This is a genomic window from Curtobacterium sp. MCPF17_003 (genome assembly GCF_003224385.1).
GTDB lineage: Bacteria > Actinomycetota > Actinomycetes > Actinomycetales > Microbacteriaceae > Curtobacterium > Curtobacterium flaccumfaciens.
Genome location: NZ_QKLC01000001.1, coordinates 120,353 through 141,597, shown reverse-complemented (window position 1 = coordinate 141,597; position 21,245 = coordinate 120,353). Strand labels below are relative to the sequence as shown.

Genomic DNA, 21,245 nt, shown 5'->3' with positions numbered 1-21,245 from the left:
GTCTACGGGGATCCGTCGGGCGTCAGGAGGGGTGCGGCGTCGCGGCGGATCGAACGATCCGGTTCCGCTATCGTACACCTGTTGTTTTGCGCAACGCATGTCGCTCGGCTCGCGTCCGGCCGAACCCTGCGTCTTCCCCGTGAGCCCGTTGCGAGAACGGTCGTTCTCCGATTGACTCGGGAACAGCGGTCCCGTTCGGGGCCGCTCCCCCACACGAAAGGAGCGGGCATGCCCACTCGCACCGCACGCACCGCCTGGAACGGCGGCCTCGAGGACGGTTCCGGCCAGGTCGAACTCTCGAGCTCGAAGGTCGGCACGTACGACGTCTCGTTCCCGAAGCGCACCGCCGAGGACGCCGGCGGCACCACGAGCCCCGAGGAGCTCATCGCCGCCGCCCACTCGGCCTGCTACGCCATGCAGTTCTCCGCGGTCCTCGGCGAGGCCGGCGGCACGGTCGAGGCCCTCGACGTCAAGGCCGACGTCTCGCTCGGTCCGGACCCGGCCGGCGGCTTCCGTCTCACCGGCATCGTCCTGACCGTCAGCGGCGAGGTCTCCGGCATCGACGAGGCGGCCTTCCTCAAGGCCGCCGAGGACGCCAAGGCGACCTGCCCCGTCAGCAAGGCGCTGACCGGGGTCGAGATCACGCTGCACGCGACCTTCGAGCAGTAGGCGCGGAACGCAGGAACCGTCACCACCTGACGGACTGGAGGCCCGTGGCGGGGTCGCCACGGGCCTCCAGTCCGTCGCCCACCTACGCTGGGTGCCGTGCCCCGATTCCTCGCCACCCCGACCCTCGTCGCCCTCTGGCTCGGCCTGCTGGCCGTCGTCGTCGGGATCGTGTTCGCGCTGACGGCTCCGCCGTCGTCGTCCGGCTGGTTCGCGTACGCGCCCCTGTCCGACTACGCGTTCGTCGCGGGCGTCCGCCCCTGGCAGCTGACCGCCGGACCGGTCCTCGTGCTGGTGGGCGCGGTCGTCGCGGCCTTCGCCCTCGGTCGTCTGAGCACGCGCCGCCGGAGCTGATCCGGACGCGTCCAGGGGACGCCCGGACTCGGCCGCCGTCGACTGACACCATGGCGTGATGGCCGAGCAGCACCCCCCGGGCGCGCACAAGCCGGGCCGCCCGCCCCGGCCACGCCGCCGCAGTCTCGCGCAGCACGACCTGCGCGACGCACGAGCCCGCCTGCGCGGGACGATCTACGAGCACGTCGAGCCCGACGCCAAGAGGCGCGACCAGTACACGGCGACCCAGATCGTCGACTTCTGCCTCGACCTGGCCGAGGTCATGCTCGCCTCCGGTGCCGACACCCGTAGCGTCGAGACGGCCGTCGTCGCGGTCTCGACGAAGTGGAACCTCGCGCCGCTCGACCTCGACTTCTCCGGCAGCTCGGTGACGATCCAGTACGCCCCGGCCGACGTCCCGCCGCTCGTCAAGGTCCGCACCGTGCGGTCGGACGGCTCCGACCTCGACAAACTCGCCCGCGCGAACCAGATCGTCGACGACCTGATCCACGACGACCGCGACATGACCTCGGCGGTGAACGCCCTGGTCGCCGTGCTGCGACTCCCACCGCGCTGGCCGATGTGGCTGTCCGACGTCGGCCTGTCGATCCTCGGCATCTCGATCGCCGTGCAGGCCGGAGGCGGCTGGCGGGCCGGCCTCGGGGCGTTCGTGCTGATGCTCGGGATCATCGTCTCCGGGCGCTGGCTCACCGACCGGGGCTACCCGCAGTTCTTCGTGTCCGGGGCGCAGGGCGCGGTGGCGTCGGCGATCGGCACGCTGGCCATCTGGGCCGGGGTGCTGAACGCGAACGGTGCGGCCACGATGGTCGCGGCGCTCGTGGTGCTCCTGCTGCCGCACCCGTCCCTGGTGACCTGGGCACAGGACGCCATCTCGGGGTTCCGGGCGATGGCCGTGGCCCGGGCGTTCCACATCGGGCTGGTCATCGCGGCGATCGTGGTCGGGGTGCCGGCCGGGATCGCGATGACGCACTGGCTGCAGATCGAGGTCGACCCGTCCGGCATCGTGACGCAGACCCTGCCGCTCTGGGCGTCGCTGTCACTGACCGTGGTGTCGGCCGGCGCCAACTGCTTCGTGCAGCAGGCCAGCGCCCGGGTGATCCCGGTCGCCGTGGTGTTCTCCGTCGCCGCCGGTGCGTCACTGTGGGCGCTGCGGCAGGCCGGGCTGCCGCTCCTCGGGGCGACGTTCCTGGCGGCGGTGCTGCTCGGGGTGCTCTCGACCTACGCGGCCGTCCGGATGCGCACGGCCGTCGCGGCGATCGCGGTGCCGGCCTTCTGCGGGGCACTGCTGCCCGGTGTCGCCGTCTCGAACGCCCTGCTGAACTTCATGTCCGGGTCGTCGAGCGCCGCGCTCGACTTCGTGGCGGCGGTGTCCGTGGCACTGGGGATCGGTGCGGGCCTGGTGCTCGGCGGGCTCTTCGCGACACCGGGTGCCCGTCGAGCGCTCCGCCGGACGCGTCGGGTCGTCGTGCACTCGGTCCACAACGACACCACGGCGCTGCGGGTCATCCGTGACACCGGGTACGACCCCGGCGACGGCTCGGTGCCGCGCGGATCGCGCTCCGGCGGCGCTTCGTGAGCAGGGCTTGCGCTTCGTGAGCTGCGCTTCGTGAGCAGAAGAGGTCGGGTGCGGCGCACGCACCCGACCGCTCCTGCTCACCGAGTGGGTGTGCCGCGCTCAGCCGGCGTCGGACACCGCGCTCGACACCGCGGTCGGGGCGTCGTACTCGCCGTCCGGGATCGCGCGGAGCGCCTCGAGGACGTCGTCGGGGGCGCCCTCCTGCTCGGCCGTCGAGACCACGTCGTCCTTGGACGCCGGGTAGTCGATGCCGCTCAGGTACTTCTGGACCTGGATGGGGTTCGGTGCTGCCATGTCGGTTCCTTCCGTCAGGTTGCGACTCCCGGAGTACCCGCGGGGCGCTGCACGACGGCGCAAGGAACGCGCTCCGCGGACGAACCGCCGGTCAGATCTCCCAGCTGCCCGAGTCGTCGTCGTCCCACATCGCCAGACGGCGGGCGGCCTGCGGCTCGTACCGCTCCATCCAGCCACGCTCGAGCCGGGCGACCGCGCGGTCGAACGCCGCCACCAGGTCGAGCTCGGCGCGCAGCAGGGCCTGCAGCTGCAGCCCCTCGTACAGGGCGATGAGCTGCTCGGCGCCGCGGCGGGGGTCCATCGTGTGCGGGGCACGGCCGATCGCGACGTCGTGCTCCAGGCCGCGCTTGATCTGCGCGAAGAAGAGCTGGTACCGCGACCGCAGGTAGGTCGCCATCGGGTGCGCCGGGTTGCCCGCGACGGACAGCAGGGCGACGAGCAGGCGCATCAGGGCCGGGTCCTCGGCGTTCGAGGCGACGATGGCACGGAGCAGGTCCACGGTCGAGCCATCGCCGACCTCGTGCGTGACCTCGTCCATCCGGGCGCCGTTCCAGCGGTCCAGCGCGGCGAGGACCAGGCCGTCCCACGACGGGAAGTGCTGCTCCAGCTCGGCGACGCTGATGCCCATCCGCTCGGCGACCTGCACGGGCCGGGCTTCGTGGAAGGGGACGTCCCGGAGCAGGTCGACGGTGGCACCCACGATCGTGATCCGCAGGTGCAGCGTGGCCGCCGCGGCCGCCGCGGCCTGCGTGTCGGCGCTGGTGTGTTCGAGCATCGTGCCCTCCGTCGTCCCCGGACGTCCTGTCCGTGTCACCCCTGGTCCGGGGCACCTCCATCCAAACGCAGAACGGGGGACACCAGAATCCCCGGTACGGGTGTCGGCACAAGGGGGGACAGACCACGACGTCGAGCCCGTTCGCGGCCGTCCGTGCGACCATGCCGACATGACCCCGAACGACCCCACTGCCCAGGGACTCGCGACCATGGCCTCGACCGGCTTCGAGTTCGGCGGCGACCCCGATCAGGTGGCGCACGACGTCCGGGCCATGTGGGAACAGCTCGGACGTCCCGCCGGTGCGTTCGAGGCGGCGGCGCGAGCCATCGCCGTGCTGCCCCAGCGCCCCGAGGTGCCGATCGCCGACCAGGCCCGCCGTCGCGCGTTCGAGCAGGCGATCGGCATCAACCCCGTCGAGGTCGAGCTGGCCGCCGCGATGTCCGCGCGCGAGCTCCTCGAGCGGATGGCTCGCTCCGTCAGCTGCTGAGCCGGCGCCCGCACGAAGAGAACCAGGTTCCGGACACCGCACCGCGCCACTGCACGGTGCTGTGTCCAGAACCTGGTTCCGCCGGACTCCCGCCGGACTCCCGCCGGACTCCCGCCGCGGTCGCTACGGCGTCGGCATCCCGCCGTCGACGTGCAGCGTCTCGCCCACGACGTACGACGACTCCCCGCTCGCCAGGAACACGTAGGCCGGCGCGAGCTCGGCCGGCTGCCCCCAGCGGCCCAGGTAGGTCTGCTCGCCCGCGCTCGGCAGCGCCTCCGGCGGCTGGCCACCGGCCGGCTGCAGCGGCGTCCAGATCGGCCCCGGGGCGACCGCGTTGACACGGATCCCCTTCGGCGCGAGCTGCGCCGCCAGGCCCTTCGCCATGTTGTTCACGGTCGCCTTCGTGGCCGCGTAGTGCACCAGGTGCGGCGACGGGGCGTACGCCTGGATCGACGTCGTGTTGATGATCGTGGAGCCGGGCTGCAGGTGCGGCACGGCGGCCTTCGTGATGCGGAACGTCGCGTAGGCGTTCGTCTTGAAGGTCTCGTCGAACTCCTCGTCGGAGATCTTGGTGATGTCGTCGACGTTCTGCTGCTTGCCGGCGTTGTTCACCAGGATGTCGAGGCCACCGAGCTGCTCGACCGCGTCGGCGACGAGCTGCTCGCAGACCTCGAGCGAGGTGATGTCACCCGGCAGCGCGACGGCCTTGCGCCCGGCGGCCTCGATGAGCCCGACGATGCGGTCGGCGTCCTCCTGCTCCTCGGGCAGGTACGAGATCGCGACGTCCGCACCCTCGCGGGCGTAGGCGATGGCCACGGCGGCACCGATGCCGGAGTCGCCACCGGTGACGAGCGCCTTGCGGCCGGTCAGACGACCCGAGCCGCGGTAGGTGTCCTCACCGTGGTCGGCGGGGACGTTCTGCGCCATCTCCGCGTCGGTGCCGGCACCCTCGAGGTACTGCTCGTCGGGCTTCTTGTCGGCGTACATCTTCGTGGGGTCCTGCATCACGTACTGGTCAGGCCCGGTCTGGTCGTTCTGCTGGTCCGTCATGCCGCCGACGGTACGCAGGGGGTCGCTGCGGGCCGTCCAGGAGGCTGTCCCCCGCCGCGCGGAGCGGCCTGCGCCCGCCTGCCGCACCGCTCCAGGGCCGGCAGGTGCGTGATGCTCGTTTGTCACGGTCCGGTGACGGGCAGGCTCCGATTCGGTAACACCTGTCGTTCTGTCCCGGTGGAGGCCCTACCGTCGAACGGTGACTCCTCGGACCCTGCTGGCGCTCGGCGCCGCCGTGCTGGCCTTCTCGGCCGGTGCGCTCGCGTTCGACGGCACGCCAGGGGTGGGCGCGGACGCAGCCGTGGCGGCGGAGACATCCCACGATGCCGCACCGGTCCGGGTGTCGGACGCGAAGCTCCGACGGGTCGACTCGATCGAGCTCGACGCCGAGGCCCTCGTGCTCCGGAACGGCGGCAAGACGGTCCTCGAGTCGTCGATGCGCGACTCCCGGCTCACCGTGACCGTGCTCGACCGCTTGCTCGGCACGCCGTCGCGGACACAGACGGCCGAGGGCGACGGTGGCGCGTGCTTCCCCGCCGGCACGACCTACACCTGGGGTGGCGCCATCCGCGTGGCCGCCCTGCGCTCCGACGCCCGAGCGGGCAACGCCGTCGAGGTCCGGATCCTGCGTGACTCGGTGCGGAGCCGCTCGGGTGCCCGGATCGAGCTGACCGGCCCTGACGGCATCCAGGTGGGCGACGACCTGGACGAGCAGATCGCCGACGCGCCCCGGTCGCACCGGGTGTCCTACGGCTCCGACGACTCCCGCGCCTGGCAGCTCCTGCTGCAGGAGGGCTGGGACGAGGCTCCCGCGACGGACGACGATGCCCAGGACGCCACAGACGTCGGCACGAACGGGGTGTCCGCGCTGACGAACGAGACGACGGTCACGGTGCTCGGTTCCCCGATGCCCGTCCACGCACGCCGGAGCTGCTGACGCGGGTCAGATGCGCAGGGTCGCCACCACCGGGAAGTGGTCGCTGGCGAACCAGGTCTCCGGGCCGTCGTGGTCGATCACGACGCGGTCCACGCCGCTGACACCGCGGGTGAGCACCCAGTCGATCCGTTCCCCGGAGTCGACCGGCGGCTGCCAGTCGTTGAACGTCGCGGTCCGGTCGGACGGATCCCCCGCGGTCAGCCAGGCATCGGCGAACCCGGCCTCCGAGAACACCCTCGACGCGGTGCCGCTCCCCGCGGGCTCGTTGCAGTCGCCCGCGAAGACGACCGGACCGGTCTCCCCGGCGAGCCGTTCCGCGATCAGGGCGGCGCTCCGACCCCGGACCTCGTCACCGTGGGGTCCGGGCTCGTGGTCGAGGTGGGTGGTGAGCAGGGTGAACGCGGGTCCCTCGGTGTCGAGGAACCGGGCGTGGTTCGCGATCCGCGGGTACAGGCTGCCCCAGGTGTTCGAGACCGGCTCGTCCGGGGTGTCCGACAGCCAGAACGATCCCTCGTCCGACGGGCGGAACCGGTCGCGGCGGTAGAAGACGGCCGCGTGTTCCCCGGCGTCGCCGCCCTCGCGCCCCTGCCCGACGTCGGCGTGGTCCGGCAGCCCGGCGCGCAGGTCGTCCATCTGGTGCGCGAACGCCTCCTGCACGCAGAGCAGGTCGGGGTCGTGCCGGCGGATCACCTCGAGCACGATCGGCAGGCGGGCCGGCCAGTCGTGCGCGGGGTCCGGGTTCTTGATGTTGTAGGTCATCAGGACGATCGGGCGTGCGGCGCTGGTCACTCCACGAACCTACCGACGCCTCGCCTGGCCGGTTCCCATCAGTTGATGCAGGTGCCCTCGGTGCCGTAGTTGTGCACGTCGGTCGACTTCGGCGACGGTTCCTTCGCGGGCTGCTCCGCCGGCTTCGAGCCCGAGCCCGAGCCGCTGTCCGCCGGCGTCGAGGGCGCGGCGCTCGGCTCGGTCGCGACCGGCTTCGCGGTCTTGCCGTCGGTGCCGAGCACCAGCGTGACGCCGGTGACCGCGTTGGTCCGGACGGCGACGGCGCCCGGCACGACGGCCGCGACGGCCTTCGCCTGCGACTCCTGGCCGGCCGGGTACTGCACCTGCGTGACCTTCGTGGTGGACGAGGACCCGGCCGGTGCGACCTGGAACCCGCGAGCCGTCAGGACCTGCCCCGCGGCGGTGGCCGCACCCTGCGCACCACTGCCGTTCAGCACGGTGACGGACGTGTTCGCCGGTTGCGCCGGACCGGCGGCGGTGTAGGCCTCGGGCTCGCCGACCAGGCCCTGCACGAAGGCCGGCAGCCCGACGGTGTCCACCTCGACGATGGAGAGCGCCGATCCGTTGACGTAGATCGTCGGGGTCCCGAGGGTCGGGATGGTGGCCGACTGGATGTTCGCGGGCCGGAGGTTCCGCATCTGCGAGGCGAGGTCGATCAGGTTGGTGTCGGTCTGGATCGATCCCCCGACGGCCTTGAGGATGTTGCCCATCTTCACCGGGTTGAGCAGCGTGCCCGCCGAGGTGACCTTCCGTGCCTCCTGGGACAGGAAGTACTGCTGACGGATGTTGCGGTCCAGGTCGCCATTCGGCAGGCCGTGGCGCTGTCGCACGAAGGACAGCGCCTCCTTCGCGTCCAGCGAGGACTTGCCCGCTGGCAGGTTCACCCCGGAGAACGGGTCGTTGGTGGCCTGGTTGAGGCACACCTCCACCGGCCCGAGTTCCTTCACGACCTGGTAGAAGCCGAGCAGCGAGACCCGGACGTAGTGGTCGATCTGCAGCCCGCTCAGGTTCTCGATGGTCTTGATGAGCATCTTCGCACCGCCGGTGTCCCCACCGCCGTTGAGCGTGCCGTAGTAGAACGCGCTGTTGAGCTTGCCCTTGCCGACGTCCGGGATGTCGACGTACGAGTCGCGGGGGAACGAGATCATCGTCGCCTGGCTGCCGTCGGCGTTGATGTGCAGCACGATCATCGTGTCGGTGTTCGTCGCGCCGCCGTCGTCCTCGGTGCTGAGCTCGGCGAGCTGCTCCGGGGTGGCGTTGTCCGGTCGGTGGTCGTCGCCGACGAGCAGGATGTTCTGCGCCTTGCCGTCGACGTCGTTCTTCTCGTCCTTGTCGCCGGTGATCGCGTTGACGATCGTGACGCCGTCGGACAGCTGGTTGTACGCGTACGCCGCGTACCCGCCGCTCAGCAGGAGGGCCATGGTGAGCACCCCCGCCACCGCCGGGAACACGACGCCAGCGCGTCGCTTCTGGCGCCCGTGGCGCGGCGTCGCGGCACCGCGGCGCGCGGGCTCGGTCGTCTGCTCGGGTTCGTTGCTCACCGGGAAACCATAACCGGCGCGCGCACGACGGACATGGGATGCGCCTGGCAGGTCACCCCATGCCCGCTGTCGCGTCCCTCACCGGACGGCGAGGCCCTGCTTGTTCGTCTCACGGGCCCGCAGCACGGTGATCCCCGTGATCGCCGCAGCCGCCATGACGTAGAAGGCGGGCGCGAACGTGTTGCCCGTGGCACTGATGAGCCACGTGGCGAAGTACGGCGTGATGCCGCCGAAGAGCGCGACGCTGATGTTGTAGGCGATGCCCATCGACCCGTAACGGATCGCGGTCGGGAAGAGTTCGGCCATCGCCGCGCTGACGGCACCGTCGAACGCCGCCATGAACAGGCCGAGCAGCACCATCGCGCCCGCGGCCGCCCAGAAGTTGCCGGCGTCCATGAGCATCAGCGTCGGGTAGGTCAGCACCAGGAAGCCGGTGCAGCCGGCGAGCATGACGGGCTTCCGGCCGATCCGGTCCGACAGCAGACCGAAGAACGGCACGAGTCCCGCGATCACGAGGAAGCCGATCACGACGACCCCGTACGACACCAGCGGCGAGTACCCGAGGTCGGCCTGCAGGTACGACGGCATGAAGGTCTGCAGGATCCAGTGGCCGACCGCCTTGAGGACGACGAAGCCGATGCAGAACAGCAGGGCCTTCCACCCGGTGCGGAGCGAGCGACGCAACGGGTTCGCCGCGACCTCGCCCTTCGCCTTGAGTGCCCGGAACTCGGGGGTGTCCTCGAGCCGGCTCCGGAGGTACAGGCCGACCAGTCCGAGCGGGACCGCGATGAGGAACAGGACGCGCCACCCCCACGTCTCGAGCGCGTCGTCGCCCGCGAGCGCGGTGAACAGGAACACCAGCCCGCCACCGACGATGAAGGCCGCGAACCCGAAGACGTCGATGAAGCTCGTCACGAAGCCCCGTCGGTTCGAGGGCGCGAACTCGGCCAGGAGCGTCGTCGCGCCGGCACCTTCGCCACCGGCGGCGAAGCCCTGCACGAGCCGGACCAGCACGAGCAGGATCGGTGCGAGCAGGCCGACGCTCTGGTAGGTCGGCAGGATGCCCATCACGGCCGTCGCTCCGCTCGTGATGAGGATGACCGTCGCGAGCGTGGTCTTCCGGCCGACCCGGTCGCCGAGCGAGCCCCAGAACAGACCACCGAGCGGGCGCATCACGAAGCCGGCACCGAACACGGCGAACGCGGAGAGCAACGCCACCTGGGGGTCGCCCTGCTTGAAGAAGTACAGCGAGATGACCGTGGCCAGGGTGCCGTAGAGGCCGAAGTCGAACCACTCGACGAAGTGGCCGACGCCCGCGGCGACGATCACCTTCCGCATGCCCTGTCGGCGCGCGTCGTCGCCCAGTGCTGCCTGGGCGTCCGGGGGGCCGGCGGCGTCCGCGCTCGTGCGCGTTCGGGTTCCGTCGCTCATGGGGTGACCTCACACTTCGTTGTCGAGAGTTCGTTGACGATAGCACTTGCTGGGCACACTTTGCCACACAGTGGGAAGGAAGCGCCAGAGAGTGATACCGTCACCGCCATGCAGTCCCGTGAACAGCACCACGACGTCGTGGTCGTCGGAGGCGGTCTCGCCGGCGTGTGCGCCGCGGTCGCCGCCGCACGCCTCGGCTCCAGCGTCGCCCTCGTCACCAACCGCCCCGTCCTCGGTGGGAACTCCTCGAGCGAGATCCGGGTGTGGGTGGTCGGGGCGACCGCGCACGGAACCCATCGGTTCGCCCGCGAGACCGGGATCATGGGTGAGCTCTTCCTCGAGAACCAGTACCGGAACCCGCAGGGCAACGCGATCTACTGGGACCAGGTCGTGCTCGACCTCGTGCGCGCCGAACCGAACGTGCACCTGCACCTCAACACCGACGTCCGGATCGTCACGACCGCCGACGACGACGGCGCCACCCGGATCACCTCCGTCACGGGGTGGACGATGGGGTCCGAGATCGAGACGACCTTCACCGCGCCGGTGTTCCTGGACTGCACGGGCGACGGCCTCGTCGGCGCACTCGCCGGGGCGTCGTTCCGGACCGGCCGCGAGGGACGCGCCGAACACGGTGAGGCGTGGGCGCCGGAACAGCCCGACGACGAACTGCTCGGCAGCTCGATCTTCTTCTCGACGCACGACACCGGTCGGCCCGAGAAGTTCGTGCCACCGTCGATCGCCGTCGACCTGACGACGACACCGATCCTGGCCAACCGGGCCATCAAGACCGGGGACAACGGCTGCAACTACTGGTGGATCGAGTGGGGCGGTGCGCTCGACACCGTCGCCGAGAACGAGCGGATCCGCGATGAGCTCTGGGGCGTCGTCTACGGGATCTGGGACCACATCAAGAACTCCGGCGCCTTCGACGCCGAGACCCTCACGCTCGACTGGGTGGGTGCGATCCCCGGCAAACGGGAGTACCGCCGGTTCATCGGCGACCACACGCTCACCCAGCAGGACCTGCTGTCGCAGCGGACCTTCCCCGACGCGGTGGCGTTCGGCGGCTGGTCGATCGACCTGCACCCCGTCGAGGGCGTGTACGCCGAGACCGCAGGCGCGCAGCAGCGGTACACGGACGGCACCTACGACATCCCCTTCCGTTCCCTCTACTCCGCGGACGTCGCGAACCTGCTCTTCGCCGGCCGGAACATCTCCGCGTCACACGTGGCGTTCGGCTCCACGCGGGTGATGGCCACGTGCGCCACCCAGGGCCAGGCCGCCGGCACCGCCGCACACCTCGTCGCCCGGCACGGCACGACGCCCCGCACGCTCGGCGCCGACCACGTCGAGATGCTCCAGCAGACACTGCTCCGCGAGGACGCCCCGCTCATCGGGGTCCGGGCCGTCGACGGTGCCGACCTGGCCCGCCGGGCGACGATCACCGCGAGCAGTGAACTCACCTCGATCGACACCACCCCGTGGGCGACCGCCGACACCTTCGCACTCGATCGCGACGTCGCGATCGTCCTGCCGGCCGACCCGGCGCTCGGCTCCTTCGCGCTCCGGACCGTCGCCGACGACGACGGCACCGCGGCCGAGCTCACGATCGAGCTCTGGACGACCGGCAAGCCGCAGAACTACGCCCCGATCGAGCACGTCGCCACCCACACCGCTGCGGTGGCTGCCGGATCCGGGGAGGCGGTGGTGGACCTCGCGTTCCGACCCGGAGAGCCGTGCAACGCGGTCGTCGTCGTCCGTCGTGCCCCCGGCGTCCGTCTGGTCCTGACCGACGGGCACCCGTACGGGGTGCTGGCCCTCCGTGCCCGCACGGCCGACGACGAGCAGTTCGACGACCACATCCCCGAGGAGTCCGACCAGCCCGTGACCGACTGGGAAGCGCGCGCCCTGCGCGGACGGTCCTTCGCGTTCACCGCAGCCGGCGCATCGGACGCGTGGCGGGCCTCCAGGGTGGTCGACGGGTACCAGCGTCCCTTCGGCGGCCCGCACCTGTGGTCGTCCGAGGCCGGCGACGGCCGAGCCGCCCTGACACTCGACTGGACGGAGCCGATCGACGTGCGCCAGGTGCGGATCGTGTGGAACGACGACGTCGACGCCGACCTCATCAACCTGCACCACCACCGCACCCACTGGGACGCCGTCCCGACGCTCGCCCGTGACTACCGCATCGAGGTGTCCGTCGACGGCTCGTGGCGGCAGCTCGAGACCGTCACGGACAACCGGCACCGGCATCGCGTCCACGACCTCGCCCCGGTGCGGACCGACTCGCTCCGCGTCGTCGTGACCGCCACGAACGGGTCGCCGTTCGTCACGGCGAGCGCCGTGAAGGTCTACTGACCCACCTGCAGCACCCACAACGATCAAGGGAGATCGCCATGCGCCTGCGCGCACACACCATCGCGACGGTCGTCGCGCTGTCACTCGCCGCCGTCGGCACGTCCGGGCCGGGAGGCGCGGCTGCGGTCGCGGACACCGCCGCCAGTCCGTCAGCGGTCACCGCCGGCACCGCCACGATCCAGCCCAACCCGGGGAACCCCACCTCGCCCACCGCGACCGCGCACACCGTCTCGGCGAACGGGACGGCCGTGCCGGTCAGGGCCGAGTCGGTCAGCGGCACCTCGCACGACGTCGCGATGTTCGCCAAGGGGGCCGGTACGGCGACCGTCAGCGTCACCATGCCCGGCCTCGCCGCGTCGGCCACACCGGTCGTCACACCACGGACGCTGTCGATCGCGACGACCCGCTCCGGTTCCACGATCACGTTCACGATCCGCGACGCACACCCGCTCGTGATCGAGACGCCCGGCGTTCGCGCACTGTTCCTCTTCGTCACACCGGCCGAGACGACCGTGCCGTCCGCCGCTGACCCCTCGGTCCGGTACTTCGGCCCGGGCGAGCACGGCGCCGGAGTCATCCGCCCGACGTCCGGGCAGACGATCTACCTGGCTCCCGGTGCACTGGTGCACGGTCGCATCGACGGTGACGGCGTCACCGGCGTGCGGGTGCTCGGCCGTGGGATCCTCGACGCCGGCGACGACACCTCGCGCACCGCGAAGACGATGGCGATCCGGTTCCGCGACAGCTCCGACGTCACGGTCTCCGGCATCGGCGTCCGGAACGCACAGTGGTGGCAGACGCTGTACATCCGGTCGTCGGGCATCCACGTGTCGTGGACGAACCTGATGGGCACGCTCATCAACAACGACGGCATCGACACCGACGGCGTGCAGGACATGGCGGTCGAGCACAACTTCGTGATGAGCGGCGACGACGGCTTCGGCTGGCACGCCCTCGACGCCGCCACGAACGGCGAGCCGGAGACCCGCGGGCTGCACGCCCTCGACACCACCTTCTGGAACGTCACCGGCGGCAACCCCGTCCGGTTCGGCTCCTCGATGGAGACGTCGCTGTTCACCGACATCTCGATCACGCAGTCGTACGTGCTCCGCGCCAAGGAGGTCGCCCTGAAGTTCGACGTGCAGGACTGGGCGACGGTCTCCGACGTCACGGTCGACGGCTTCCACGTGGAGTCGCAGCCGGTCGGGAAGCGAGCGATCGTGCTGCAGGTCCTCAAGGGGCAGTACTCGAACGACACCGGCTACCGCGACGAACGCGGTCGGATCACGGGCATCACGATCCGCCACTTCACCGACGTCACGGCGGACTCCGTGACGCTGTCGGGCTGGGACGCCGCCCACGGGATCTCGGGCGTCGCGTTCCAGGACGTCGTGCTCGGCGGGGTGCCGCTGACAGCTGCGCAGGTGCGCTCGAACGCGTTCGTCAGCGGCGTCACGGTGTCCTGATCGCCGTCGCAGACCAGAATGAGGGGATGACGACCACCCCTCCGAACCAGAGCGTCGAGCGCGCCGCGGCGGTCCTCGGCGCGCTCGGTGCTGCTGACGGGCCGATGCGTGCCTCCGACATCGCGCGGGCGATCGGCCTCGGGACATCGACGACGGGTCGGCTCCTCGCGACGCTCGAGTCGCTCGAGTACGTGCGCCGCGATCCCGATTCGCAGGGGTACTCGGTCGGTCGCGCCGTGCTCGAACTCGCCAGCCAGGGGCTCAACCACAACCCGGTGCACCGGGAGAGCCGGGCCGCGGCGCAGGAACTCGCGCACCGGATCGGCCTCACCGCGAACGTCGGGGTGCGCGACGCCGCCTCGTGCATCTACCTCTGCCACTTCGAGGGGTCACTGGCCCCGAAGTCGCACACCATGATCGGCATGCGACAGCCGCTGCACGCGTCGGCACTCGGCAAGGCCCTCATGCTCGACCTGTCACAGGTGGACCGGGAGCGGCTCCTCGGTGCGGACCTGGCGCGGTACACCGACCACACCATCACGTCGCACGACGCCCTGACGGCCGACCTGGCCGTCTCGGCGAAGCGCGGCTGGACCGAGGAGAACCAGGAACTCGCGCTCGGCCGGTTCTGCATCGCAGCGCCGATCAGGAACGCCTCGGGGGACACCGCGGCCGCGCTCTCGATCTCCGGACGCCTCACGCAGCTCCGCGACCGTGACCTCGGATCCCTGGCCGAGGACCTCATCGAGGTCGCCGACCGCATCAGCGTCGGTCTCGGGATGATCAGCGCCGTCGCGCACTGACGGCTCGCCTGGTCGCGTGGTGACGCGGTGACGGCCTGGAGGCGTGTGGCGGGGCGGCCACGCGCCTCCAGGCCGTCGCCTGGTCGCGTCCGGAAGGCTAGTCGCGCGACGGGAGCAGGTGGATCGCCTCCATGGCGAGCTCGGCGGCGATGGGGTCCTTCGCGACGACGGCGTCCTTGAGCTTGGTCAGCTCGGGCAGGATCACCTCGGCCGGCAGGAGCTCGGCGAGCTCCGGCACGCGGAGCTTGAAGGAGAGCCCGTCCGTCGTCGAGTTGCAGAGCTGCACGAGCGACGGGTTGCCGCACGCGTCGGCCCACATCGAGTAGATGCCGGCGCCGTCGCGGGCGACCTGGTCCTGCTCGTCGGCGCCCACCCGCGCGTGCACGTCGTCGAGCATCTTCACGATCTTCTTGCGCTGCGCGTCGGTGAACCGGGGCACCGCGAGCCGCACGACGCCACCGTAGATCACGCCGAGGGTGCGGTACGCGTCGAGGAGTTCGTCCTTCGTCGGCGCCGCGACCCGGGTGTAGCGGTTCGGCGCCATCTCGATGAGTCCGGCCCGGGCGAGTTCGGCGAGGGCCTCGCGGATCGGCGTCCGGGAGACCCCGAGCCAGGCGATCAGGTCGTCGTCGTTGAGCCGTTCCCCGGGCTCGAGCGTGCCGTCCATGATGGCGTCGCGGATCTTGTCCTGCACCGTGTCACGGAGGAGCTTGCGCTCGGCAGCGGGCTGCGTCGAGGGAACTGGCATGGGTCCAGCGTGTCACATGTCAGGGTTCGTGCGCGAGAGGCGCGACGGCCACCAGGCCCGGTGCCCGAGGTCGTAGGCCAGCGCCGGCACGAGCAGCGAGCGGACCACGATCGTGTCGAGCAGGACGCCGAACGCGACGACGAACGCGATCTGCACGAGGAACAGGATCGGGATCACGCCGAGGGCGGCGAACGTGGCGGCGAGCACGACGCCCGCCGACGTGATCACCCCGCCGGTCACCCCGAGTCCGCGCAGGACGCCCTCGCGTGGACCGTGCCGCAGTGCTTCCTCGCGCACTCGTGTCATGAGGAAGATGTTGTAGTCGACGCCGAGGGCCACCAGGAACACGAACGAGTACAGCGGCACGCTCGGGTCCGCGCCCGGGAAGTGGAACACGTGGTCGAAGACGAGCGCTCCGACACCGAGGGCCGCCGCGAAGGACACGATCACGCTGCCGATCAGGACGAGCGGCGCGACGACGCTGCGGAGCAGGAGCATCAGGATCAGCAGGATGACGACGAGCACCACGGGGATGATGAGCGTGCGGTCGCGGATCCCGGTGTCGTTCGTGTCGACCGCCGTCGCGGTGACGCCTCCGACGATCGCTCCCGGGTCGACCCGTTCGACGGCGGTGCGGAGGTCGCGGACGGTCTGCTCGGCGGCGTCCGAGTCGGCGGCGTCGGACAGCGTCGCCTCGAGCAGGACGTCACCGCGGGAGACGGTCGGCGTGCCGCTGCCGGCGGCGTCCCCGGTCACCGGGACGGTACCGGCGGGACTGTCCTTCGCTGCGGCGACCACACCGTCGACCCCGTCCACCGCGGTGATCGCGTCGACGAGCTGGTCGAGGTCGCGCTCCGCACCGATGACCTGCGCCGGGCTGCCGGAACCGCCCGGGAAGTGGTCGGCCAGCACGTCCTGACCGTCACGGGCCTCGGACGACCCGATGATCAGGTCGCTCTGCGGCACCCCGTCCGCCTTGAGTCCGAACAGGCCGGCGCCCATCGCGAGCAGGCCGACCGTGCAGACGATCCACACCACCCGGGACCGCCGAGCGACGAGCCGGCCGACGCGCGCCCAGATGCCGCGGGCGTCCGGACCGGTGAGCTCGGGGTGGGCGCTGCCGAACGCCGGACGCAGCGGCCAGAACGCCGCGCGGCGGAACGCGAGCAGCAGCGCGGGCAGGAGCGTCAGGGCAGCGAGCAGGCTGAACGCGATGCCGATGGCCGCGACGGGGCCGAGCGCCTTGTTCGAGTTGAGGTCGGAGAGCAGCAGGCAGAGCACCCCGACGATCACCGTGCCGCCCGAGGCCAGGATCGGCTCGAGGCTCCCCCGCAGGGCGGCCTTCGTCGCGTCCCAACCGGTGCGGTGGTCGCGCAGCGCCTCCCGGAAGCGCGAGGTGTACAGGAGCGCGTAGTCCGTCGCCGCGCCGATCACCAGGATCGACAGGATGCCCTGCACCTGCCCGTTGACCGTCACGATGTCGGCCTCGGCGAGCCACCAGACCACGAGGATCGAGGCGCACAGGGCGAAGGTGGCGGTCCCGAGCACGAGGACGGGCAGCAGGGGTGATCGGTAGACGATGATCAGGATCACGAACACCGCGGCGAGCGCCACCCCGAGCAGCAGTCCGTCGATGCCGGCGAAGGCCTCGGTCAGGTCCGCGGTGAACCCTGCGGGACCGGTGACGTAGCCGCTCACACCGGACGGGAGCGCATCGTCGACGTCGGCCCGGATGGCCTCGACCGCGTCCCCGGTCTCGGCGTCCTGCGTGAGCGTGGCGACGATCTCGACCGCGTCGCCGTCCTCGCTCGGGATCACCGGGCTGACGGCCTCGACGTCGGCGCGGTCGGACAGCGTCGTGACCAACGCCTTCGCGTCGGCGAGGTCCGTCGACGTCAGGCCACCCTCACGCTCGAGGACGATGATCGCGGGAGCCCCCGACTCGTCGCGGAACTCCGAGGACCGTTCCTGCACCTTGGTGGCGTCGGCCGAGGCCGGTAGGAACGAGGTCTGGTCGTTGGTGGAGACCTCGGAGATCTTGCCGAAGAACGGACCGCCGACGGAGGCGATGCCGAGCCAGACCACGATGACGAGCGCGGGGAGGACGATGCGGAGGAAGCGGGACACGTCGGTGAGCGTACACCGATCATCAGCATGCTGATTACTTGACGGTCGAGCGCACCTGCCGACCGTAGAATCACGACATGCAGGACATGACCGAGCAGTGGCCCCTCGGACGCCTGCTGTCCGCGGCCGCACGGTCCGTCGAACGGGACTGGGACGAACGCCTCCGCGCCATCGGGCTCTCGCACGCCGCGGTCGTCGCGATCGACATCCTCATCCGGACCGGACCGACCGGCGCCGACACCATCGCCCGCACGGCCCGGGTCCAGCCGCAGACGATGTCCCGCACCCTCGAGCGGATGGAGCGGGACGGTCTCGTCGAGCGGACCCCGCACCCCGCCGACCGTCGGCGCCGCGTGGTCAGCGTGACGCCCGCCGGCCGGTCCGCTTGGGAGACCGCGCGGCACATCGAGCGCGAGGTCCTGCCGGAGGACCCGGCACTCCGGACGGCACTTGGCGAGCTGCTCGCCAAGCCACAGCCCGAGTGAAACACTGTTCGTGAAATACCACATGCGGTAAGATCCCGTGGTCGGTCCGTGCCGACCTGACCACAGGAGCCCCGCATGTCCGAACGCCGAGCCGCCCGGGCGGCCGCAGCACACACTCTCCGCGCACCCGGTCGCAGCACGCGGCGACGGCGACCGTTCCTGGTCGCCCTGATCGCGACGCTCGGCTCGCTCGTCGGTGTCGCCCTGGTCATCGCCGTCGTGGCGAGCGTGTTCGTCGGCGGACTCGCGCGGAGCTTCGATGCCGGTCGCGACACCATCGCCGACCCGTTCCCGAGCGGTGCGCGACCGAGCACGTCCGGCGGTGAGAACATCCTGCTCATCGGGTCCGACACTCGCGCGCAGGGCGGCCCCGAGGGTGCGCGGCCCGAGCTCGGCGGGCGCTCCGACACCCTGATGCTGGCGCACGTCCCCGCCGACCGACAGCACGTGTACCTCATGTCGATCATGCGCGACTCCTGGGTCGAGGTCCCCGGACACGGGCGCGCGAAGATCAACGCGGCCTACTCCTGGGGTGGGGTCGCCCTCACCACGGAGACCGTCGAACAGCTCCTGGACATCCGGATCGACCACGTGGCGGAGATCGACTTCGCCGGGTTCGAGGACATGACCGATGCCCTCGGCGGCGTCACGGTCGACTCCCCCCGGGCGTTCTCAGCACGCGGCCACGACTTCACGGCCGGGGCGAACCGGCTCGACGGGGCCGCAGCACTCGCCTTCGTCCGGGAGCGCTACGCCTTCGTCGACGCCGACCACACCCGCGTCCGCAACCAGCAGGCGTTCATGCGCGGCGTCGTGAACGGGCTGCTGTCCCGCGGCACCGTCACGAACCCCGGTCGCATCCAGGACTTCGTCGCGGCGACGAGTGCGCACCTGTCGGTCGACGCAGGGTTCTCGTTCGCACGGATGGCGGAACTCGGGTGGTCGCTCCGAGCGGTCCGGGCAGACGACCTCGTGACCTTCACCGTGCCGACCGCGGGCTCAGGGACGGCACCGGACGGGCAGTCGATCGTGAACCTGAACGAGCTCGCCGTCGGCTCCCTGTCCCAGGCGCTCCGGTCCGACGACGTCGCCGGCTGGCTCGCCGACAACCCGCAGTAGTCCAGTACCGCGAGGCCGCACGCACGACGACGCCCCACGACTCGAGATCGTGGGGCGTCGTCGTGTCCGGTCTGCGGAGAGATCAGGCGGGGAGCTGGAGCTCCTGGCCGGCGTAGATCAGGTTCGCGTCGTCGATGGTCGACGTGTTCGCGGCCCAGAGCTGCTTCCAACCGCCGTCGACCCCGAGCTTCGTCGCGATCGTGTCGAGCGTGTCGCCCGAGGCGATCGTGTACGTCTTGCCGCTCGTCTCGACCGGGGCCGGCTTGCTCGGCGTCGTCGCTGCCGGGGCGGGCGTCGACTCGGTCGTGCTCGGCTGCGGGGCGGCCTGCTCGGCAGGAGCCGGTGCCGGAGCGGCAGGCTGCGGGGCAGCCTGCTCTGCGGGCGCCGGAGCCGGTGCGGGGGCCGGGGCGGCCGCGGCGGGGGCTGCACCGCTGGTGCCGCTCAGCCCGAGCTGGGCGGAGCAGGCGGGCCATGCACCCCAGCCCTGCGAGGCGAGGACACGCTCGGCGACGGCGATCTGGGCCTCGCGGCTGGCGGAGGCGGGGTTGCCCGCGCCACCGTTCGCCTGCCAGGTACCGAGGTTGAACTGCAGGCCGCCGTAGTAGCCGTTGCCGGTGTTGATGGCCCAGTTGCCGCCGGACTCGCACTGCGCGAGCTGGTCCCAGGTCGAACCGGACGCTGCGTTCGCGGGGGCTGCCGCGAGGCCGACACCGGTCGCTGCGATGCCGGCGAACGCCAGGCCACCGACGATGGTGCGGGTACGGGAAAGCTTCTTCATGTGATTGCTCCACCGGGGTCACGAGCCGCATCTGCTGCGGAATCCACTGCCCACCCCGACCGATCGCGGTCGATTGTGGGGGTGCGCCACCGGGGGCAGTGGTCATCGGGCCGGCGGCACCTCGGTCGGCAACCATAGGAAACTCTTGACCGTTATCAAACCGAGACAAACGGTTCTACCCGTAGATGCTATGTACCCCTACCCCGAACCTGAACGGGCACATCCCCATGGGCATGGTGATCGAGCCGTACCCGGGTACGTGTCCTTGGCAATTCCCTGGCAATGCCGATCGGCGCTCGGGATCAACCCCGTGTGAGCAGGGTCACGGCCTCGAGGTGACCGGTCTGCGGGAACATGTCGAGCACCCTGGCCCGACGCAGCCGGAACGACGGCATGCGCGCCAGGTCCTTCGCCAGGGTCACGGGGTTGCAGCTCGAGTACACGACGTGCTGCACGTCCGACTCCTCGAGCCAGGTCGACAGCCGCTCGCCGATCCCGCGACGCGGCGGGTTCACGACGACGAGCTCGGGCACCGCGTCCGGACGGGCGCGGAGTGCGTGCTCGGTCGCGTCGTCGGCGGCGAACCGGAGGCCCTCGAGGCCGGCCTCACGAGCGGACTGCCGCGCGGAGCGGATCGCCTCGGCACTCGTCTCGATGCCGGTCACCACGCGACCGGGGCGGGCTGCGTGCAGCGCGAACCCGCCGACGCCGCAGTACAGGTCCCACATCGACGCGGGATCGAGCTCGTCGATCCAGGCCGTCGCCTGCGCGTACAACTCGGTCGCGACGCCGGTGTTCGTCTGGAAGAAGCTCTGTGGCCGCAGGTGCATCGTGATCCCGCCGAGCCGCATCGGCAGCGTCTCCTGCTCGGTCAGCACGATCTCGCGGTCGCCTTCCGTGACGGCCTTGTGCTCGGGCAGCAGGTTGACGGTCACCACGACCGCGTTCGGCAGTGCGGCGCGCAGGGCGTCGAGGTGCTGCCGGAGCCGTGGCAGCTGTCCCTCGGAGCGCAGCACGAACCGGATCATCAGCTCGCCGTCGGGCGACTCGGTGACCAGGACGTACTTCAGCTCGCCCCGGCGCGCGGCGACGTCGTACGGGATCAGCCCCGCGGTCGAGACGAACTCGGCCAGCACGGGCAACGCGTGCCGGATGCCGGGCGTGCAGATCCCGCAGTGCCGCAGGTCCACGCCGCGCTGCCGGTGGTCGAGGATCCCGACGGTGGGGTGCTGGACGGATCCGCCCACGACCATCTTCGCCTTGTTCCGGTACCCCGACTCCGGACTGGTGATCGCGGGCGACCAGGAGACCGCTCCGGGACCCCCGGCAGCTTCGACCGCGTCGTGCAGGAGCTCGCGCGTCCGGAGTTCCTTGTCGAGGACCTGGTCGGCGTAGGGCTGACCCATGAGCGTGCACGACCGGCACACCCCGCGGTCGAAGTAGTCGCACTGCATGGCC

Annotated in this window: 20 protein-coding genes; 10 read left to right on the top strand and 10 right to left on the bottom strand. The window is 71.1% G+C overall.

Going from position 1 to position 21,245, the window contains the following annotated elements:
• Positions 1 to 228 precede the first annotated feature (228 nt).
• From DEJ30_RS00680 to DEJ30_RS00670, 3 genes are all read left to right on the top strand, one after another.
• Positions 229 to 669: an OsmC family peroxiredoxin gene (locus DEJ30_RS00680; protein ID WP_027467170.1), complete on the top strand. Its 441-nt coding sequence runs from the start codon at positions 229 to 231 to the stop codon at positions 667 to 669.
• A 96-nt stretch (positions 670 to 765) separates the two neighbouring features.
• Positions 766 to 1,020 carry a hypothetical protein gene (locus DEJ30_RS00675; RefSeq protein ID WP_110858604.1) on the top strand — a complete coding sequence of 85 codons (255 nt, stop codon included), beginning with the start codon at positions 766 to 768 and terminating at the stop codon, positions 1,018 to 1,020.
• Positions 1,021 to 1,078: 58 nt separating this feature from the next.
• Positions 1,079 to 2,596, top strand: coding sequence for a threonine/serine exporter ThrE family protein (locus DEJ30_RS00670; protein WP_110858603.1), 1,518 nt, complete (start codon positions 1,079 to 1,081; stop codon positions 2,594 to 2,596).
• Between the two features lie 99 nt (positions 2,597 to 2,695).
• Here DEJ30_RS00670 and DEJ30_RS00665 read toward each other — a convergent pair whose 3' ends face one another.
• Complete coding sequence (locus tag DEJ30_RS00665) at positions 2,696 to 2,890, bottom strand: DUF2795 domain-containing protein (RefSeq protein ID WP_027467172.1); 195 nt, start codon at positions 2,888 to 2,890, stop codon at positions 2,696 to 2,698.
• 91 nt (positions 2,891 to 2,981) lie between these two features.
• Entirely contained in the window at positions 2,982 to 3,665 is a 684-nt protein-coding gene (locus tag DEJ30_RS00660) for a TetR/AcrR family transcriptional regulator (RefSeq protein ID WP_027467173.1), read from the bottom strand.
• Between the two features lie 169 nt (positions 3,666 to 3,834).
• Between DEJ30_RS00660 and DEJ30_RS00655 the strand changes: the two genes are divergently transcribed.
• Complete coding sequence (locus DEJ30_RS00655) at positions 3,835 to 4,152, top strand: hypothetical protein (protein WP_027467174.1); 318 nt, start codon at positions 3,835 to 3,837, stop codon at positions 4,150 to 4,152.
• Positions 4,153 to 4,275: 123 nt separating this feature from the next.
• Here the strand turns inward: DEJ30_RS00655 and DEJ30_RS00650 are convergent, their stop codons facing one another.
• Complete coding sequence (locus DEJ30_RS00650) at positions 4,276 to 5,202, bottom strand: SDR family oxidoreductase (protein WP_110858602.1); 927 nt, start codon at positions 5,200 to 5,202, stop codon at positions 4,276 to 4,278.
• Positions 5,203 to 5,401: 199 nt separating this feature from the next.
• Here DEJ30_RS00650 and DEJ30_RS00645 point away from each other — a divergent pair, with 199 nt between their 5' ends.
• Positions 5,402 to 6,139: a hypothetical protein gene (locus DEJ30_RS00645; protein ID WP_110858601.1), complete on the top strand. Its 738-nt coding sequence runs from the start codon at positions 5,402 to 5,404 to the stop codon at positions 6,137 to 6,139.
• 6 nt (positions 6,140 to 6,145) lie between these two features.
• Here the strand turns inward: DEJ30_RS00645 and DEJ30_RS00640 are convergent, their stop codons facing one another.
• The 3 genes from DEJ30_RS00640 to DEJ30_RS00630 all read right to left on the bottom strand — a co-directional run bounded on the left by DEJ30_RS00640 (position 6,146) and on the right by DEJ30_RS00630 (position 9,900).
• A complete protein-coding gene (locus DEJ30_RS00640; RefSeq protein ID WP_110858600.1) occupies positions 6,146 to 6,928 on the bottom strand; it encodes an endonuclease/exonuclease/phosphatase family protein in 783 nt (260 codons plus the stop codon).
• A gap of 38 nt (positions 6,929 to 6,966) precedes the next feature.
• The gene (locus tag DEJ30_RS00635; protein ID WP_110858599.1) at positions 6,967 to 8,469 is read right to left on the bottom strand and encodes an LCP family protein; all 1,503 of its coding nucleotides are present in this window, start codon (positions 8,467 to 8,469) and stop codon (positions 6,967 to 6,969) included.
• Positions 8,470 to 8,547: 78 nt separating this feature from the next.
• On the bottom strand, positions 8,548 to 9,900 hold the full coding sequence (locus DEJ30_RS00630) for an MFS transporter (protein ID WP_110858598.1): 1,353 nt from the start codon (positions 9,898 to 9,900) through the stop codon (positions 8,548 to 8,550).
• A 108-nt stretch (positions 9,901 to 10,008) separates the two neighbouring features.
• Between DEJ30_RS00630 and DEJ30_RS00625 the strand changes: the two genes are divergently transcribed.
• Genes DEJ30_RS00625 through DEJ30_RS00615 form a run of 3 tightly spaced genes read left to right on the top strand, consistent with a single transcriptional unit; the run spans position 10,009 to position 14,530 of the window.
• Complete coding sequence (locus DEJ30_RS00625) at positions 10,009 to 12,261, top strand: FAD-dependent oxidoreductase (protein ID WP_110858597.1); 2,253 nt, start codon at positions 10,009 to 10,011, stop codon at positions 12,259 to 12,261.
• A gap of 38 nt (positions 12,262 to 12,299) precedes the next feature.
• A complete protein-coding gene (locus DEJ30_RS00620; protein WP_110858596.1) occupies positions 12,300 to 13,727 on the top strand; it encodes a hypothetical protein in 1,428 nt (475 codons plus the stop codon).
• Between the two features lie 26 nt (positions 13,728 to 13,753).
• Complete coding sequence (locus DEJ30_RS00615; protein WP_027467181.1) at positions 13,754 to 14,530, top strand: IclR family transcriptional regulator; 777 nt, start codon at positions 13,754 to 13,756, stop codon at positions 14,528 to 14,530.
• Positions 14,531 to 14,627: 97 nt separating this feature from the next.
• On the opposite strand, the gene DEJ30_RS00610 is transcribed toward DEJ30_RS00615, so the two are convergent.
• On the bottom strand, positions 14,628 to 15,278 hold the full coding sequence (locus DEJ30_RS00610; protein WP_110858595.1) for a GntR family transcriptional regulator: 651 nt from the start codon (positions 15,276 to 15,278) through the stop codon (positions 14,628 to 14,630).
• Between the two features lie 12 nt (positions 15,279 to 15,290).
• A complete protein-coding gene (locus DEJ30_RS00605; protein WP_110858594.1) occupies positions 15,291 to 17,405 on the bottom strand; it encodes an efflux RND transporter permease subunit in 2,115 nt (704 codons plus the stop codon).
• Between the two features lie 77 nt (positions 17,406 to 17,482).
• Here DEJ30_RS00605 and DEJ30_RS00600 point away from each other — a divergent pair, with 77 nt between their 5' ends.
• Together DEJ30_RS00600 and DEJ30_RS00595 are read left to right on the top strand one after the other, a co-directional pair.
• Complete coding sequence (locus DEJ30_RS00600; protein ID WP_110858593.1) at positions 17,483 to 17,890, top strand: MarR family winged helix-turn-helix transcriptional regulator; 408 nt, start codon at positions 17,483 to 17,485, stop codon at positions 17,888 to 17,890.
• Positions 17,891 to 17,965: 75 nt separating this feature from the next.
• Positions 17,966 to 19,009, top strand: coding sequence for an LCP family protein (locus tag DEJ30_RS00595; protein ID WP_110858592.1), 1,044 nt, complete (start codon positions 17,966 to 17,968; stop codon positions 19,007 to 19,009).
• An 82-nt stretch (positions 19,010 to 19,091) separates the two neighbouring features.
• Here DEJ30_RS00595 and DEJ30_RS18585 read toward each other — a convergent pair whose 3' ends face one another.
• Positions 19,092 to 19,787, bottom strand: a complete 696-nt coding sequence (locus DEJ30_RS18585) for a transglycosylase family protein (protein ID WP_110858591.1) — start codon at positions 19,785 to 19,787, stop codon at positions 19,092 to 19,094.
• A gap of 302 nt (positions 19,788 to 20,089) precedes the next feature.
• The gene (gene rlmC / locus DEJ30_RS00585; protein ID WP_110858590.1) at positions 20,090 to 21,241 is read right to left on the bottom strand and encodes a 23S rRNA (uracil(747)-C(5))-methyltransferase RlmC; all 1,152 of its coding nucleotides are present in this window, start codon (positions 21,239 to 21,241) and stop codon (positions 20,090 to 20,092) included.
• Positions 21,242 to 21,245 lie beyond the last annotated feature (4 nt).